Source organism: Herbinix luporum (genome assembly GCF_900070325.1).
Taxonomy (GTDB): domain Bacteria; phylum Bacillota; class Clostridia; order Lachnospirales; family Lachnospiraceae; genus Mobilitalea; species Mobilitalea luporum.
Genome location: NZ_LN879430.1, coordinates 2,253,184 through 2,268,825, shown reverse-complemented (window position 1 = coordinate 2,268,825; position 15,642 = coordinate 2,253,184). Strand labels below are relative to the sequence as shown.

16 protein-coding genes are annotated in these 15,642 nt (G+C 34.2%); 13 read left to right on the top strand and 3 right to left on the bottom strand.

All coding sequences use genetic code 11. The features are described 5' to 3' along the window. The first annotated feature begins 18 nt into the window (after positions 1 to 18). The 8 genes from SD1D_RS10420 (at position 19) to SD1D_RS10385 (ending at position 7,321) form a co-directional block, all read left to right on the top strand. Complete coding sequence (locus SD1D_RS10420; RefSeq protein WP_058258861.1) at positions 19 to 666, top strand: TetR/AcrR family transcriptional regulator; 648 nt, start codon at positions 19 to 21, stop codon at positions 664 to 666. A gap of 442 nt (positions 667 to 1,108) precedes the next feature. Continuing rightward, positions 1,109 to 1,687, top strand: a complete 579-nt coding sequence (locus tag SD1D_RS10415; protein ID WP_058258860.1) for a hypothetical protein — start codon at positions 1,109 to 1,111, stop codon at positions 1,685 to 1,687. A gap of 81 nt (positions 1,688 to 1,768) precedes the next feature. Beyond that, positions 1,769 to 2,710 (top strand): ABC transporter ATP-binding protein, encoded by a 942-nt coding sequence (locus tag SD1D_RS10410; protein WP_058258859.1) that lies wholly within the window; start codon positions 1,769 to 1,771, stop codon positions 2,708 to 2,710. After that, positions 2,700 to 3,467, top strand: a complete 768-nt coding sequence (locus SD1D_RS10405; protein WP_058258858.1) for an ABC transporter permease — start codon at positions 2,700 to 2,702, stop codon at positions 3,465 to 3,467. The genes SD1D_RS10410 and SD1D_RS10405 overlap by 11 nt, the downstream gene beginning before the upstream one ends. Positions 3,468 to 3,556: 89 nt before the next feature. Beyond that, positions 3,557 to 4,399 (top strand): helix-turn-helix domain-containing protein, encoded by an 843-nt coding sequence (locus SD1D_RS10400; protein ID WP_058258857.1) that lies wholly within the window; start codon positions 3,557 to 3,559, stop codon positions 4,397 to 4,399. A gap of 226 nt (positions 4,400 to 4,625) precedes the next feature. Further along, on the top strand, positions 4,626 to 5,360 hold the full coding sequence (locus SD1D_RS10395; protein ID WP_058258856.1) for a helix-turn-helix domain-containing protein: 735 nt from the start codon (positions 4,626 to 4,628) through the stop codon (positions 5,358 to 5,360). Positions 5,361 to 5,392: 32 nt separating this feature from the next. Then, positions 5,393 to 5,908 (top strand): hypothetical protein, encoded by a 516-nt coding sequence (locus SD1D_RS12500; protein ID WP_058258855.1) that lies wholly within the window; start codon positions 5,393 to 5,395, stop codon positions 5,906 to 5,908. A gap of 657 nt (positions 5,909 to 6,565) precedes the next feature. Beyond that, a complete protein-coding gene (locus tag SD1D_RS10385) occupies positions 6,566 to 7,321 on the top strand; it encodes a formate/nitrite transporter family protein (RefSeq protein ID WP_058258854.1) in 756 nt (251 codons plus the stop codon). 168 nt (positions 7,322 to 7,489) lie between these two features. Here the strand turns inward: SD1D_RS10385 and SD1D_RS10380 are convergent, their stop codons facing one another. After that, on the bottom strand, positions 7,490 to 8,578 hold the full coding sequence (locus SD1D_RS10380; RefSeq protein ID WP_058258853.1) for a hypothetical protein: 1,089 nt from the start codon (positions 8,576 to 8,578) through the stop codon (positions 7,490 to 7,492). 244 nt (positions 8,579 to 8,822) lie between these two features. Next, positions 8,823 to 9,626, bottom strand: coding sequence for a CsxC family protein (locus SD1D_RS10375; protein WP_058258852.1), 804 nt, complete (start codon positions 9,624 to 9,626; stop codon positions 8,823 to 8,825). 261 nt (positions 9,627 to 9,887) lie between these two features. Between SD1D_RS10375 and arfA the strand changes: the two genes are divergently transcribed. From arfA to SD1D_RS10360, 3 genes are all read left to right on the top strand, one after another. Next, on the top strand, positions 9,888 to 11,399 hold the full coding sequence (arfA, locus tag SD1D_RS10370; protein WP_058258851.1) for an arabinosylfuranosidase ArfA: 1,512 nt from the start codon (positions 9,888 to 9,890) through the stop codon (positions 11,397 to 11,399). A 90-nt stretch (positions 11,400 to 11,489) separates the two neighbouring features. Then, the gene (locus SD1D_RS10365) at positions 11,490 to 11,939 is read left to right on the top strand and encodes a CBS domain-containing protein (RefSeq protein WP_058258850.1); all 450 of its coding nucleotides are present in this window, start codon (positions 11,490 to 11,492) and stop codon (positions 11,937 to 11,939) included. Between the two features lie 30 nt (positions 11,940 to 11,969). Then, positions 11,970 to 12,461 carry a shikimate kinase gene (locus SD1D_RS10360; protein WP_058258849.1) on the top strand — a complete coding sequence of 164 codons (492 nt, stop codon included), beginning with the start codon at positions 11,970 to 11,972 and terminating at the stop codon, positions 12,459 to 12,461. A 118-nt stretch (positions 12,462 to 12,579) separates the two neighbouring features. Here the strand turns inward: SD1D_RS10360 and SD1D_RS10355 are convergent, their stop codons facing one another. Then, complete coding sequence (locus SD1D_RS10355; protein WP_058258848.1) at positions 12,580 to 13,083, bottom strand: GAF domain-containing protein; 504 nt, start codon at positions 13,081 to 13,083, stop codon at positions 12,580 to 12,582. A 199-nt stretch (positions 13,084 to 13,282) separates the two neighbouring features. On the opposite strand from SD1D_RS10355, the gene thpR reads away from it, so the two are divergent. Next, positions 13,283 to 13,825, top strand: coding sequence for an RNA 2',3'-cyclic phosphodiesterase (gene thpR, locus SD1D_RS10350; RefSeq protein ID WP_058258847.1), 543 nt, complete (start codon positions 13,283 to 13,285; stop codon positions 13,823 to 13,825). A 76-nt stretch (positions 13,826 to 13,901) separates the two neighbouring features. Continuing rightward, complete coding sequence (locus SD1D_RS10345; RefSeq protein WP_058258846.1) at positions 13,902 to 15,641, top strand: ABC transporter ATP-binding protein; 1,740 nt, start codon at positions 13,902 to 13,904, stop codon at positions 15,639 to 15,641. Position 15,642 lies beyond the last annotated feature (1 nt).

Below are 15,642 nucleotides of genomic sequence, written 5' to 3'. Positions count from 1 at the left end.
TAATTGTAGGTGAAGGTCATGGCGAGAAATAAGTATCCAGAGGAAACTAAGAAGAAGATTTTAGAGGTAGCCCGGGAGCTTTTTTACATAAAGGGTTATGATAACACAACCATACAGGATATAGTAGATAATCTTGGTGGCTTGACTAAAGGTGTTATATATCATCATTTTAAATCAAAGCAGGATATTTTAGAAAAAGTAATGGAGAGTTTGGGTGTATCTGATGAGCAATCTAATTGGTATGATAATTGGCAGGGGGAAACAGGTTTAGAGAAAATAAAATTACAAATATTAAAATCCTTTCAGAATTTTGAGAGATATGCCATTTTATACTCTGCAGAGGCCTTATTAGAAAGCCCCCGTTTAATAGGAGATGTGTATTTATCTACCCTAAATGAAAGTGCTAATTATCTAAAAGTATATATTGATGAAGGAATTAAGGACGGATCTATTTCTACACAATATTCTAAGGAACTCTCGGAGTTTATTTCTTTGATGATGAATATGTGGCTGGGTCTAAATATAATTAGCTTTTCGCGACAAGAGCTTGAAGAAAGATTGTACTTTTTGAAAAATTTACTTGAAAGTATTAATATACCCTTAATTGATGATTCAATAATTAGCGCAACCTTACGTTTACATGACTATATTCAAAAAAGAAAATAATTTGTTGTCTTTCTAATAGAAAGCAACATTATTTTTAAAGATATACATACCAAGGGTATTTTATAATTTAAAAAATAAAAGGGTAGTATAGCTACTCCTTAGTGATAGGAGGTGTATCTATATAGCTTCAAAACTTTTATTAAAACCCATATATTCTAGGAGATTAAAAGGTGGAGATTGGGTCATACTTGCAGCTAATTCTGATCCTCTGGTAGTAGATGAGGAGACAGCCAACAGTTTATCTCAGAATACTGACTTTTTAAAAGAATGTAATCATGAAACTGTCAATATATTAAAGGATAGTGGATTTTTTACAGATTCAAATGCTTCTAGTCAGCTTATACCTGAGGAAGGAGTTGGCCTAGGGTGGAATATTTTACGATATGGAATAATTTTAATTGGAATACTTTCAATTTTACTGGTACTAGTACTTATTCCTTATATGGGTATTCCTATTGGCAATAAAATAATCTCAAAAGAAGCACCTTTATGGATAAATATTATCTACTTACTGGCATTTATATTTCTTACCTCTATTTTACATGAACTGATGCATATAGTTTATGCAAGGACATGGAAGTACAATGCCGGTAGAATAAAGTTACTGTTTAAAAAAGCAGTTGCAGTAGTGCCTATGACTCATATCTGGGTTTGGACTATTACTTCAAGAATAACGGCCCTAGCAGCAGGAGTAATTTTTGACCTTTTGCTACTGGCTTGCTTATCATGGTGCCGACTGTTTTTTGATAACTGGATGATAGTTAGCGGAGCCTCTATCCTATGGTTGAAGATACTATGGCAATTTGGTTTTCATAGAAATTGTGATGGGCATCTTTTAGCCATGACAATACTGGATGACCCTTTAATAGATTTAGATACATCTAATCTAGAAAGTAATATTAAAAATAAAAAATTATATATATGGAAGGTACTCAAAGTATTTGGGTATATGATTGATTTGTTACTAATTATTTTTTGGTTGATACCCTTTTTAGTAAGCTTATTTAATTATTTAAAATAAAACCACTGGCCTATTAGACAAAGATATTATATAAATTAATATTTATTGTTTTTATATTTAGCATATATGAGGGAGGTTATAATGAAAAATAATTCTAGCACCGGTGATTATCTGAAGATTGAATCAATTAATAAAGAATATAAGCGGGGCAAGGTAAAAGCCAATAATAATATTACAACCGCTTTTTATCCAGGCCAGGTTGCAGCTGTAATAGGCCATAATGGTGCAGGAAAGACAACTTTGCTAAACCAGATTGTTGGGGTTGTAAAACCTGACAGTGGTGACATAAGATATCAGGAATATTCCTTAGTAAAAGATACAAAAATAGCCCGTGAGCTTGTTTCCATGATGCCCCAATTTCATGCGCCTCTAAATGGGGTTACCATACGACAATCTGTTGAAGCAATTTTACGATTACGTTGTATCACCGGAAGGCAAGTTAAAGAAAGGACAGAGAAAATATTATCCGAGCTAGATATTAAGCAATGGGCCAATCAAGTAGGAAATAAACTATCGGGAGGCTTACAACGTCTAACTTCTTTTGCCATGGCTGTGGTAGCACCTACTCCGATTATATTACTGGATGAACCGACTAATGATATAGATCCTGTCCGTCGAAAGTTGGTTTGGAATTATATGAAAAAATTAGCCAGGGATGGTCACATTGTGATTGTGGTTACCCATAATCTACTGGAGGTAGAATTATATGCTGACAGATTTCTTCTTTTTAATAAAGGCCGCCTTATAAAAGACGCTCCTACAGCAGATTTAAAACAGCTTGCCTCAAATACTTTAACTGTTGTGGTCAATGATAGTAGTGTTATGAGAGAATTTACTCCAGATGCCCTTGAAAGTAAGTACTACGATAAGGAAGCAAAAGCTGTTTTTGCCCTATCTAGCCAGCAGGTTCCGGCTGCAATTTGTCAGATGCTTAAAATGATTGAAGAAGGTAAGATTGTTAACTACAGATTATCACCGACATCCTTGGATGTTTCATATGGAGGTATGATGGATGAAGAATAAGCAAACTATTATACATGCAGGCCCTAGCCGATACTTTCTTCAATTATGGGGCTTAATACGATGGAGCCTTGTAAGGCATAAATACTTAATACCAACTTTTAGTATAGTGCAAGCTTTGTTTGCCTTTGCCATAGTTTATGGTCTTGCACTTATAATACCTGAAATAGACCCGGTGTCAGCAGTTTACTTATCTTCCGGTGCACTTACCCTTGGAATCATTGCAGTAGGCTGTGTCTTAGCTCCTCAAATAGTCAGTGAATCAAAGCAAAATGGTTTGTTCCAATATCAAAGAACACTTCCTGTTTCTAGGAAAAGTATTCTACTGGCAGATATAATTATATGGAGTATTGCTTCTTTACCGGGAATTATAATGGGATGTGTTGCGGCATTCTTAAGATTTGATATAAAGATGTATATCAATCCCTTAAGCTGCATTATCATAATAATAATTCAAGTAACAATGATAAGTATCGGTTTTTCAATTGCCTATTGGTTACCCCCTAATGCTATGGCTTTGGCAACACAATTAATAATGATAGGTGGGCTGCTTTTTTCTCCGATAACTTATCCTGCAGATAGGCTTCCGGATTGGTTATCCTATGTGTACCATAAGCTGCCCTTTGTACCTGCCAGTAATTTAATACGATCTTCATTATTTCGATTAGAGGATTTTTCATATGTTAGCTTATGTGTTGTTATTATATGGGGAATAATTGCCTTTATATTAGCATTAGGTGCATTATCCAGGAGAGAATAGCTAATAAAATACAAAAAACAGTGAATTCTACCACCCGTAGATTGCTCATATAGAGTTGGGGTGCTATACTTTGGAAAAGGGGAGAGCCTATGACAGAAAAAATTAATATGGAGACTGTTGGAGCATTTATCAGACAAGAGCGGAAAAAACAAAGCCTTACACAAAAAGACTTAGGTGAGGCGGTAGGTGTTAGTGATAAAGCAGTATCAAAATGGGAACGGGGACTTTCATTTCCAGATATTACTTTACTATCCGCTTTGGCAGATGTTTTAGATGTTTCAATAGTGGAACTTATCCAAGGAGAGCGTTTTCAAGAAGACAAGGTGGATGTAAATAGTATTAAAGAGGTGGTAAATATGACTGTTAGCTATTCTGATAAAAGTTATCAGGAAAAATCACGTAAAATAATCACAATAATTATGCTACTGGTTGCAGTAATTTCATCAGTGACTTGCTTGATAGTAAATTTAGCGGTTACATCTTCAGTAGATTGGGCCCTATATCCTATCGGTGCCTTTGTGCTAGTTTTTGCAATATTACTTCCTATTCTATATATAAAGGACAGGAAAATGGAATATACCTTAGTCATTGGAGGAATTGCTACCATAGGATATTTATTACTAATACAATTGTTAACTAATACATCTAGATGGGCTATTACAATTGGGGTACCAGTTACCCTATTTATAGGAATACTGACCTATGTTATTTTTAAGATGTATACCCTAATTAAGAACAAATTCTATGCAACAGCAATTTTATTTTTGTTATTGATTGTATGTGAGTCAGTAGTTAGATTGATACTTATATTAAATGGAATAAAAGGCAATAACATTTTTACTATGATTATTAGTGTGTCAGTTTGTGCGGTATCCTCTTTGATACTTTTTATCTATGGTAAGAATTACGAAAAGTATCAAGATGCAAAATAATAGATAATATCATGATAATAAATATCGTGATAATCACTACATGATAAAAACATTATGATTTCATGATGTATGGTAATTAGCTTATGGACTGCCTATTAATATAGAAGGTACAAAGACCATCCAATGGGATTATCCCATTGGATGGTCTTTGTGTTTTTGTGGAATATGCACAGTTTGTTTGAGCATATGGCCAGAAACATACATAGTGAATCAAGGAAATATTGTATTGGTTAATTCAAAAGTGGTACACGGTTTGCAAAAGACCAATCAAGACAATATATGCTTATTTATTCAGTTAAATAAAGCCCTATTTGAAAATTGGCAGGATAAAAATCAGGTCTACCGTTTCTATTTAAATAGTGTTAAGGAGAAGTTGAAACCAAAAGCGCCATATTGCAAGTTTATAAATACCGTGGCACGAATAGGTCTAGAATCTGATGGGAAGTCCATAGCTAATTTATATCGAATGCAGGCGCTTTTATATGCACTGGTAGCAGATTTGTTTGAATATGTTCATTATGATATCAGGCAATATGCTAATAAGTCGGTTTTAGAAGAGGAATCAGATGTTTTATTAAAAATCATTGAGTATGTTGAACAGCACTATTTGGAAGATAATATAACCGAAAGATTGTGTCATTATATTGGGATGAGTGAAAAAACCCTATATAGATTTTTAAAATCCCATACTAATTTAACTTTGAAAGAGCTGATAGTAAATACAAAATTAGAAAGGGCTCAATATTTACTTACGACCACAGATAAACCAATTAGTGTAATTGCATGTGAAAGTGGATTTGGAAATTGTAAGACTTTTTATCGAATATATAAGAAGGAAACTGGCATGACACCTACAGAGTATAAGCAAAATGGTCGTCCTATAGAAAAAAATAAAAAAATACAAGGGTATTTAGATTTTAACAAAAGGGAAGCAATACAATTATTAAAATATTATACATAGTTAACCATAACAAAGAAAAGGAGAGGGTTTATATGAAATGCACAAAAAATTACCGTCTTAGTTATACTGACAAGGCTAAGGAGATAGTAGATAAACTATCCTTAGAGCAAAAGGTACATTTAATGAGTGGAACAGTTAGTTTGGAAGAAATGCTTCAGGATATGAATGGGGGCAAACATTATAACTATATTCCTTATCCTGCTGGAGGGATTGAAGAGGTTGGACTTGATCCCATGCTTTTTTGTGATGGTCCAAGAGGGGTTGTATGTGGTACAGGTAAAAGCACCTGTTTTCCCGTTTCTATGTTAAGGGGAGCTACCTTTGATACTGAATTAGAAGAACGTATCGGACAGGCAATTACAATGAAGATGTTAAACACCGGTCTAATTGCAGTAGGTTTCTCTACTACTGTTAGAGAAATTACAACCGGATTATTCTTGCTAATTATACTGGGTGTATCATCAAATCAAGGTAGAATCTCTGACTGGAAAGCTAAAAAGCAAAGAGCTAAAGAAGCAAATGAGAAATATGCCGCAGGAATTATGTAAATAGCAGGAATTTTATAAAGATAAAAAATGACCATTATATATGGTCATTTTTTATTACCTAGCTTATACCCGATGTTATTACAATATGTATAAACTATTATGCATCACCTTTTAATAGTAAAACAACATTCATATTTTTTAATCTTTTTAGTACAGGTATACTTAACAAAAATAATGCTATTAATAATCTCTGCTTGAGCCTTTATTCCTTCATATGTTGCATCCTAGGTAATGCATTTCACTTCCTTAGTTTGTATAATAACCAGCCTAATAAATTGTGAATATATAATTAGAGCTATAAATGCAAGTATTATGGCTATAGCTACTTTTTATCATATATTACTTCCTATCTAAAATTTAGATTATGATTTTTATAACAAGGGACCATAGTCAATATATGGACAATAATGTATAAAAATGCATTTGCAACATTGTAAATTATGTTAGCAACAATGTCAACAGATAAAGTCCAAATGCTATAAAGAATATTTAAAGAAATTTACCCGGTGTTTATTAAAACATCCTGAATAATAAGAGAAAACTTGGATTTAAAGAGTACTTTAAAAATAATCCTTTTTATGATACTATGTATTTCTGGGCTAAAGCTTTAATATAGGCCTTAATATATAAGATGACCAAATGAAAGGATACTTACATATGCAACAAAAATCAGGGCCGAAGGCTCTTACAGATTACATCTTAAATCTTAGTAAAGACAAGGAAGGTAAATCCCAGTTAAAATTAATAGTACAAGGAATTTTGGCGGGAGCTTATATAGCCATAGGGGCTATAGGATATTTTAAGTTAGCAGCAACTATAGCAGATCCAGGGTTAGCAGCATTTTTTGGGGCACTGGTTTTTCCTATGGGTATAATAGCAATACTGCAGCTGCAGACTGAGCTTTTTACCAGTGGATGTCTGATAATAACATCTTTTTATGCAGGTAACACAAGGCTGTATAAAATATTAAAAATCCTTGCCATTGTTTTACTTGGTAATTTAATGGGAGCCGTATTTATTTCCGTCCTAACTAATACATCAGGTATTTTTGATGAAAAGATTATGGGATTGGTATTTGAAAAAGCTTTAATTAAGATACATATGCCCTTAGGCCAGTTATTGGTAAGTTCTATACTATGTAATATTATTGTATGTACGGCCATATGTATGGCCTATAGCTGCCGTGATGAAATTGCTAAGATTGTGGTTTTGTGGTTGGCAATTACAGTATTTGTACTTTCGGGAACAGAACACGTAGTAGCAAATATGTATTATTTATTTACCGCATATTTTGCAGGAGCTGACATTAGCTTATTAGAGATATTATATAATTTGTCAGTGTCTGCACTTGGAAATTTTGTTGGGGGCGGTATTATTGTTGCCGGAGCCAACTATATTACATTTAAATCTTAACAAAAATAGGGGTAGGATTTTTAATTAATCCTACCCCTTATTTATATAAAAAGACTTTTCAGTCTTGTTTTTGATTGTAAATTTACAAATCATTAACGGCCTTTATGAATTTTTTAGACAAGGGTATATGACCAATGAGTATCATTATGTACCCTACAACGATTTTTTTTACTTACCTTGATAGTTGCCAGTTCCATTGTTATAGTTGGAATTGTTATTATTCTTAGTAGTATTGTCTTTAGTGTTGTTGTTCTTAGTGTTGTTGTTCTTAGTGTTGTTGTTCTTAGTGGTATTGTCCTTAGTGTTATTGTTTTTAGTGTTATTGTTTTTAGTGTTATTGTCTGATTTACCGCTATTGTTTTGTTGGTTAGAGTTGTCAAAATTCCACCAGCAATTATTCCAATTACTCCAATTGCTACTATTAGAGCCATCCCACTTAAAGGAGCAATCCCATTGCCATTTAAAGGAGTCACCCCAATTATAGTTCTTATCCCATTTAAAGGAGTCTCCCCAATTATAGCATTTATCCCACTTAAAGGAGTTGTCCCACTTATAGTTCTCATCCCATTTAAAGGATTCGCACCATTTAAAGAATTCATCCCAATTAAAGGAGTCTCCCCACTTATAACATTCTTCCCACTTAAAGGAACCGTCCCAATTAAAGAAGTCTTCCCACTTAAAAGATCCATCACACTTAAAGGATCCATCACCTTTTAAAAAGCCATGCCATGATTTATCATATGTTTTATCAGAATCCTTTGTGTTTGTGTTGTGTTTCTTGTCTTTACAGATGTTTTCCTTAGTAGTTGTCTTTTTATTGATAGTTTCGCTTTTAGTGTCCTTTTTATTTTCGCAGATATTTGTCTCTTTTTTTACTTGCTTTTCATGATTAACTTTGGTAGAAGAATCTTTTTCTGTTTCAGATTTGTTACTTTTTGTATATTTAAATCCACCTGATGCCTCAAATTTGTTTTTTGTAGTAGCCGAACATGATGTTGCAAATCCTACTTGATAGTAAATAGAAACCCCTACTACCAAATTTGCCTCGATACGGGTGTTTGCACTCCAAACACTATCTTTAGTACGATAGGCACTAAATACCGGTTGTTTATAGTTGTATGATTTTTTAGTATCCTTTGTATAATTTGCAGTAGTACCTTTACAAGCGGAAACGGTATTTAAAGGATTTGCAGATAACAATAATGTTAAGGCAAATACAAGAAATACTTTATTAGCTTTTGTTAATTTTCTCATCATCTTGACCACCTTTTCATAATAATTGCTTGGACCCTTGTCTAAAAAATACATCCGTGTATATTGTAAATTATGTAAACGTTGGATGTCAATACAAAATATGTTAATATTATGTTAAAATCGACATGAAATTGTTACAGAAATGATAAAAAAGTATAGAAAATGATTAATAAAATGCGGTTCTATGTCATTTAGATGACATAGAACCGGCTTTTTAGCTAATTAAAAAGTCAAAGTAATTTAGCTTTTAGAATATAATGTCTGGCTTCTTTTTAGGGTATTCCGGTGTTTTCCAATCGGTGTTTTGAGGATAAGGTTTCTTTTTTCCGTCATCCTTAATAGGGAATGGCCAGCATACCTGTTGCTTTTGTAATAATTTAATACAGAGATAAATAACTGATTTATCTGTAAATTCTTTGAATTCCTCTTCGTTAAGCAAATGATCTATAGGTCTTCCTTTGTCGTTAATATCCGCATCATATACGGCAGCCCATTCCAGTTCACAAAAAACAGGCTCGTTGAATATTTCAACATTAGATCTATCAGCTTCTCTGATATCTTTGCCCATTCTCTTTTGATCGAAATATCTGGCTGTTAATGAAGGCGGATTTGGTATAATTTGAGGTTTTGCACCATGGAAATCTACCTTGGTGTAAACCTTAAAAGGAACATGGACAGTAGTATCTTTTATGGTTCCGGCAATACTGTTATTCTTTGAGCAAGTTCTTGCGGCATATTCAATATTTTTTCTGATATATCCTTCAATAAATACCTTATCTGTGGTAGGAATATACCTGCATTGTGTTAGGAATACTTGTTTTTCGATTCTTTTAATTTCATAAGCAGGTTCATTAAGCCTTATCTTTGATTCGGAGTCAATCTGGATTACAAACTCAGAAAGAATTCTTGGTATCTTAAAATCCCCACCTGGCCATGGATGATTATCAGCTTTTGGTAAGGTATCTGCTTTAAGAACAGCAGCATCACAATCCCTATCGCATTTACTTGCGTAGGCTTCTGAACTAATAACGGTTGCACTATAATTATCCATTATTTCACCTCCATTTATTTTAAGGATGCTTTATTGAGCTTCCACTATATATTATTCAGTTAAATGAAAAATGTGCAGAAAAATGTCGAATCAAAAATAAAAATGTAAGATATTTGGGATTTGGTTAAGAAGCACCAACTATGAAGTTTACTGAAATTTAAATGAAATAGGATATGGCGAATTTTATAGAGAAAAATACATTGACTTTAAGGGGCAAAATTATTATAGTTCAAATAAAAGGCAGATAGAAGGGAGATTGCTATGAAAAGAGAAGCAAAAATGGTTATTGATAAAGAGTTTAAGATTGATGAGATTGATAAGAATCTATATGGTTCCTTTATTGAACATTTAGGAAGAGCTATCTACACCGGAATATATCAACCGGATCATCCTTTGGCTGATGAAGAGGGATTTCGCAAGGATGTAATAGAATTGGTTAAGGAGCTGCAGGTACCTATTGTCCGTTATCCCGGAGGTAATTTTGTATCTAATTATTTTTGGGAGGATGGAGTAGGCCCTAAGGAAAGCAGAAAGGCAAGATTAGATCTGGCATGGAGAACCTTAGAGCCTAATTTATTCGGATTAAATGAATTTGTATCCTGGGCTAAGAAGGCAAATACAGAAATTATGATGGCTGTAAATCTCGGTACCAGAGGAATAGACGCTGCCTGCAATTTGCTAGAATACTGCAATGTAGATGCTAATAGTTATTACAGTAATATGCGTCGTGACCATGGATATGATAAACCCCATAACATTAAGGTTTGGTGTCTGGGTAATGAAATGGATGGGCCTTGGCAGGTAGGAGCTAAGACACCTCAAGAGTATGGTAGGTTGGCAGCAGAAACCGGCAAGGCTATGAAGATGATTGATCCTTCTATAAAGCTGGTTTCATGCGGCAGTTCAGGCATAGGTATGCCCACATTCCCCGAATGGGAGGCAATTACATTAGAGCATACATATGATTATGTTGATTATGTATCCATGCATCAATATTATGGCAACAAAGAAAATGATACGGCAGATTTTCTTGCCATGTCTATGGATATGGAGCAGTTTATAAAGAGTGTTATAGCTACATGTGACTATATCAAGGCAAAAAAGAGAAGTAAAAAAGAATTGAAAATAAGCTTTGATGAATGGAATGTTTGGTATCATTCCAATGAATCTGATAATGATTATATGGAGAAGAAGCCATGGAATGTGGCACCGGCATTACTGGAGGATATCTATAACTTTGAGGACGCTTTATTAGTGGGTCTTATGCTTATAACCTTAATAAAACATGCCGATAGGGTGAAGATGGCCTGCCTTGCCCAGTTGGTAAATGTTATTGCTCCTATAATGACAGATGAAAAGGGCGGAGCCTGGAGGCAGACTATATTTTATCCATTTTTACATGCTTCAATATATGGACGGGGTATAGCCCTTCAGCCGGTTATTGAAACCACAAAGCATGATACTACTAATCATACTGATGTAACTGATGTGGAAGCTGTTTCAGTATATAATCCTGAAAATGAGGAAGTTACAATCTTTGCTGTTAATAGAAATGTAGACCATGATGTAGAGTTTACATCTGATTTGCGAGGATTTGAAGGATATAAGGTTCTGGAATATTTGGTAATGGAACATGACGATATGAAAGCAGTTAATACTTTAAATAACGAAAATGTTAAGCCAAGAACTAAAAATGAATATGTTTTTGATGAGGGTATCTTTACCACTAATATGAAGAAATGTTCATGGAATGTTATTAGATTTGGTAAATAAGCTTCCTATGAATACCCATACCCTTAACTCGTAAAATATGATATACTGTATATGTAAAGTTATTTTAAAAACACAAAGGGAGTTAAGGCAATGAATATTGCATATTTTTTAAAAACCAAGGGTGAAGTGGCTTATCTTTTTGAAGATTTTACACTGCGGCAGGGATTGGAAAAGATGCGCAATCACGGTTATACTGCAATACCGGTTCTGTCCGCAGACAATAAATATATCGGAACCATAAGTGAAGGAGATTTTCTTTGGTATCTAGTAGATGACCAAAAGGAAGAGCTACATAAGATTAATATTAAAAGTATAGAAGATGTTAAGATTAAGGATGTTTTAAAGAAAGGGAAGAATCCCAGTGTGAGAATTACTGCCAATATGGATGAGATGTTGATTAGGGCTATGGATCAGAATTTTATACCTGTAGTCGATGACAGAGATTATTTTATCGGCATAATTACCAGAAGTGATATTATGAGGTATATTAATTCCAGATTAAGTAATGCTGATATAAAGTATGGTGCCTTACAAGGTTAAGATATCAGTAAAAAGGAAAGGGCTACAAGTATGGATAACATCGTATTAATCGGGATGCCCGGTGCAGGTAAAAGCACTGTAGGTGTCATTTTGGCTAAAGTACTGGGAATGAATTTTATCGATTCAGATCTTCTAATTCAAAAGCAGGAAGGTTTACTTCTTAAAGATATTATTGAAAAAGAGGGTCAGCAAGGATATCTTGCCATAGAAAATCAAGTTAATAGAGATATTTCTGTGGATAATACAGTAATAGCCACAGGAGGCAGTGTAGTTTATTGTACTGAGGCCATGGAACATTTTCGTAGGACATCTAAGGTAGTTTATATCAAGCTTAGTTATGATACTATTCGTAAAAGGCTAGGCAATATAAGGCAAAGAGGAGTAGTTCTCAGTGAGGGACAGACTTTGTATGATTTATATTTAGAGAGATGTCCCCTTTATGAAAAATATGCCCATATTATAGTGGATGCCGAAGGGCTGGGCATAGAAGAGCTAATGGAAAGTATTAGTTTAAAAGTTTAAAAGTTTAAAAGTTTAAACACCCGAAGAACTTAGGAAGTATGAACCGACTCCCGGAAGTTAGACCAAAAATCTAACCAATGGGAAGTCGGTTCATTTGTCTTTAAGGGTGGATTTATGTTTAAACTTGATCCCAGTTACAGCTTGTCTCAAGGATATGGACAACTTGACTTAGGCCTTTTAAATCTTCCTCATCAAAACGTCCAATTACGGGACTGTCAATATCCAGTACAGCTACAATACGACCCTCTGAATATATTGGTATAACTATTTCTGACTTAGATTCGCTGTCGCAGGCAATATGCCCGGGAAAAGCATGGACATCGTAAACTACTTGAGCTTTGCCACTAGCTACAGCGGTTCCACATACGCCTTTTCCTATGGGAATATGGACACAGGCCGGTTTACCTTGAAAGGGTCCAAGCAGCAGTTCATTATTCTTTAGGAGATAAAATCCCACCCAGTTGGTTTTTGGTAAGGCAAGTTTTAGTAAGGCAGAAGAATTACTAAGATTAGGAATTAGATGGGTTTCATTTTCAAGTAAGGCTTCTAATTGCTTATGAATTAACTTATAACTTTCCTCTTTGTTTTCAGGATATTTTATTTCTTCATTAAAATTACTCATATGGCTTCTCCTTGATATCTATTATATTAGATCTTTTACAATACTTAATTCTGATTATAGACTTTATGAAAGTATTTTTCAATTGAGCTTTTATATGAAAACACAATAAGTAGCTTAAAATGATTGAAAGATGTACAAAATTCATATATTATGGTAAAGTAGAATTTTGTAGAGACTTCATTAAAGGTTGGTGGCATAGTTGAGACTTTTTACAGCTATAACTTTTGAGGATCAGATTAAGGATTCTTTGTGGGAAGCCATGGAGAAATTAAGTTTTAATGTTATAAAAGGAAGTTTTACAGCTAAAGATAATCTTCATCTTACATTGAATTTTATAGGTGAAACAAAGAAGATTGAGCTTGTAAAAGAAGCAATGGAAGAGGCGGTTTTTGCTGCCAATATAAAGAGTTTTAATCTTTCAATCGGTGGTTTTGGAAGATTTAGCCGTAGGGATGGAGATATCTGCTTTATAGGTGTAAAAAGGGAAGAGAATTTACTGGGTATACAAAAGGAATTGACAAATAGGCTTAAGTCAGCAGGGTTTGATTTGGAAAACAGAGAGTATAAGCCGCATATTACATTGGCAAGAAGAGTAAGATTTGCCGGTGGCTTTAGGGATGATGAGCTTGCTTCTTTAATAGTAAATTTAAGTCAAAAGGTTCAAAAAATCAGCCTTATGAAATCAGAACATATAAACGGCAGGCTTACTTATACAGAGATATTTCATGTATGCTTGCCTTAGATTTATTAATTATTTTATAAAAATATAAATAGGATAAAAGATTAATAAATATATAGATAAGATATACGGGGGTTTTATGCTTAAATTAGCCAGATACTTAAGATATTTTAAAAAAGAAGTAATTATAGGGCCGTTTTTTAAATTACTGGAAGCAATTTTTGAATTAATTGTACCGATTGTAATGGCCTCAATTATCGATGTAGGAATTAAAAATAGGGATACAACATTTGTGCTCCAAAGAGGAGGAATTATATTACTTCTCGGTTTTATGGGGCTTGTTTTCGCTATAATATGCCAGTATTCTGCAGCCAGGGCCTCCCAAGGTTTTGGAACCATGGTAAGAAATGATCTCTATGCCCATATAAATTCCCTATCCCATGGGGAAATAGATAAGTTTGGGACAAGCACCCTGATTACAATTTTGACCAATGATATAAATCAAATGCAGCTGGCCGTTGCCATGTTAATACGTTTGGTAGTAAGGGTTCCCTTTCTTATTATTGGTGCGGTGGTAATGTCCATGATTTTGGATTTAAAATTATCACTGATATTTCTTATTGTTGCACCTTTGGTATCGGCAGTTATTTATCTGATAATGAGGCTTTCAGTTCCATACTATAGGGTTCGTCAGAAGATGCTTGATAAGGTGTCTACTATTACCAGAGAAAACTTAAGTGGTGTTAGGGTTATTAGGGCTTTTTCTAAGCAGGACCATGAAATTAAACGGTTTAATAAGGCCAATAATGATGTGGCTGATATTGCTATAAATGTAGGGAAAATTTCTGCCTTTTTAAATCCGGCTACCTTTGCAATACTTAATATAGCAATTCTTACGATTTTGTGGTTTGGGGGAGGTCGGGTATATACAGGAAGCCTTACTCAAGGAGAAGTAATTGCACTGACAAATTACATGACCCAGATTTCTTTGGCCTTGGTGGTCCTTTCTAATCTGGTAGTGATATTTACTAAGGCGGCTGCCTCTGCAAATCGAATAAATATGGTTTTTGAAACGGAAGCTTCTATACAGGAGATAGAAAGAAGCTTGACAGATATAAAGATTGATAATAAGGAAAAGTCCATGACCGAACAAGCTTTGATTAGTATTGATAAGGTGTCCTTTGCATATCCCGGTTCCGATGAATATGCCCTAGAGGATATAAGTATTGATATTAGGCAAGGGGAGGTTATAGGAATTATCGGAGGAACCGGCTCCGGTAAATCTACTTTAGTTAATCTTTTGCCAAGATTTTATGATGTTACCAAGGGTGAGATAAGGTTAAATGGTATACCCCTTCAAGAATATTCTATAGATTCTATCAGGAAGCTTTTTGGTATTGTTACGCAAAAAGCAGTACTTTTTTCAGGAAGTATCAGCGACAACCTAAGATTTTCAAAAGAAGATGCTTCTTTGGAAGAAATTAAATGGGCCATAGAGGTAGCACAGGCAAAAGATTTTGTAGAAAAACTTCCCGACGGATACGATACCCTGATAAACCAAGGGGGCAGGAACTTATCCGGAGGTCAAAGACAACGTCTTACCATAGCAAGGGCCTTAGTAAGGAAACCAAAAATACTTATACTAGACGATAGTTTTAGTGCCCTAGATTATGCCACAGATGCCAGGTTAAGAGAGGCACTTAGTAAAAACTGTAGGGATACCACGGTCTTAATAGTATCCCAAAGGGCAAATACAATAAAGTATGCGGACCAGATTATTGTATTAGATGATGGTAAGGTGGCCGGAATAGGTAAGCATGAAGATTTATATAAATCCTGCCATGTCTATAAAGAAATCTGTGATTCTCAATTAAGCTAAG

Coding starts and splice junctions, on each gene's coding strand:
- SD1D_RS10415 (WP_058258860.1), top strand. CDS start 1,109: ATGGGTATTCCTATTGGCAATAAAATAATCTCAAAAGAAGCACCTTTA.
- SD1D_RS10365 (WP_058258850.1), top strand. CDS start 11,490: ATGAATATTGCATATTTTTTAAAAACCAAGGGTGAAGTGGCTTATCTT.
- SD1D_RS10355 (WP_058258848.1), bottom strand. CDS start 13,083: ATGAGTAATTTTAATGAAGAAATAAAATATCCTGAAAACAAAGAGGAA.
- SD1D_RS10410 (WP_058258859.1), top strand. CDS start 1,769: ATGAAAAATAATTCTAGCACCGGTGATTATCTGAAGATTGAATCAATT.
- SD1D_RS10420 (WP_058258861.1), top strand. CDS start 19: ATGGCGAGAAATAAGTATCCAGAGGAAACTAAGAAGAAGATTTTAGAG.
- SD1D_RS10380 (WP_058258853.1), bottom strand. CDS start 8,578: ATGATGAGAAAATTAACAAAAGCTAATAAAGTATTTCTTGTATTTGCC.
- SD1D_RS10345 (WP_058258846.1), top strand. CDS start 13,902: ATGCTTAAATTAGCCAGATACTTAAGATATTTTAAAAAAGAAGTAATT.
- arfA (WP_058258851.1), top strand. CDS start 9,888: ATGAAAAGAGAAGCAAAAATGGTTATTGATAAAGAGTTTAAGATTGAT.
- SD1D_RS12500 (WP_058258855.1), top strand. CDS start 5,393: ATGAAATGCACAAAAAATTACCGTCTTAGTTATACTGACAAGGCTAAG.
- SD1D_RS10375 (WP_058258852.1), bottom strand. CDS start 9,626: ATGGATAATTATAGTGCAACCGTTATTAGTTCAGAAGCCTACGCAAGT.
- SD1D_RS10360 (WP_058258849.1), top strand. CDS start 11,970: ATGGATAACATCGTATTAATCGGGATGCCCGGTGCAGGTAAAAGCACT.
- SD1D_RS10405 (WP_058258858.1), top strand. CDS start 2,700: ATGAAGAATAAGCAAACTATTATACATGCAGGCCCTAGCCGATACTTT.
- SD1D_RS10385 (WP_058258854.1), top strand. CDS start 6,566: ATGCAACAAAAATCAGGGCCGAAGGCTCTTACAGATTACATCTTAAAT.
- SD1D_RS10400 (WP_058258857.1), top strand. CDS start 3,557: ATGACAGAAAAAATTAATATGGAGACTGTTGGAGCATTTATCAGACAA.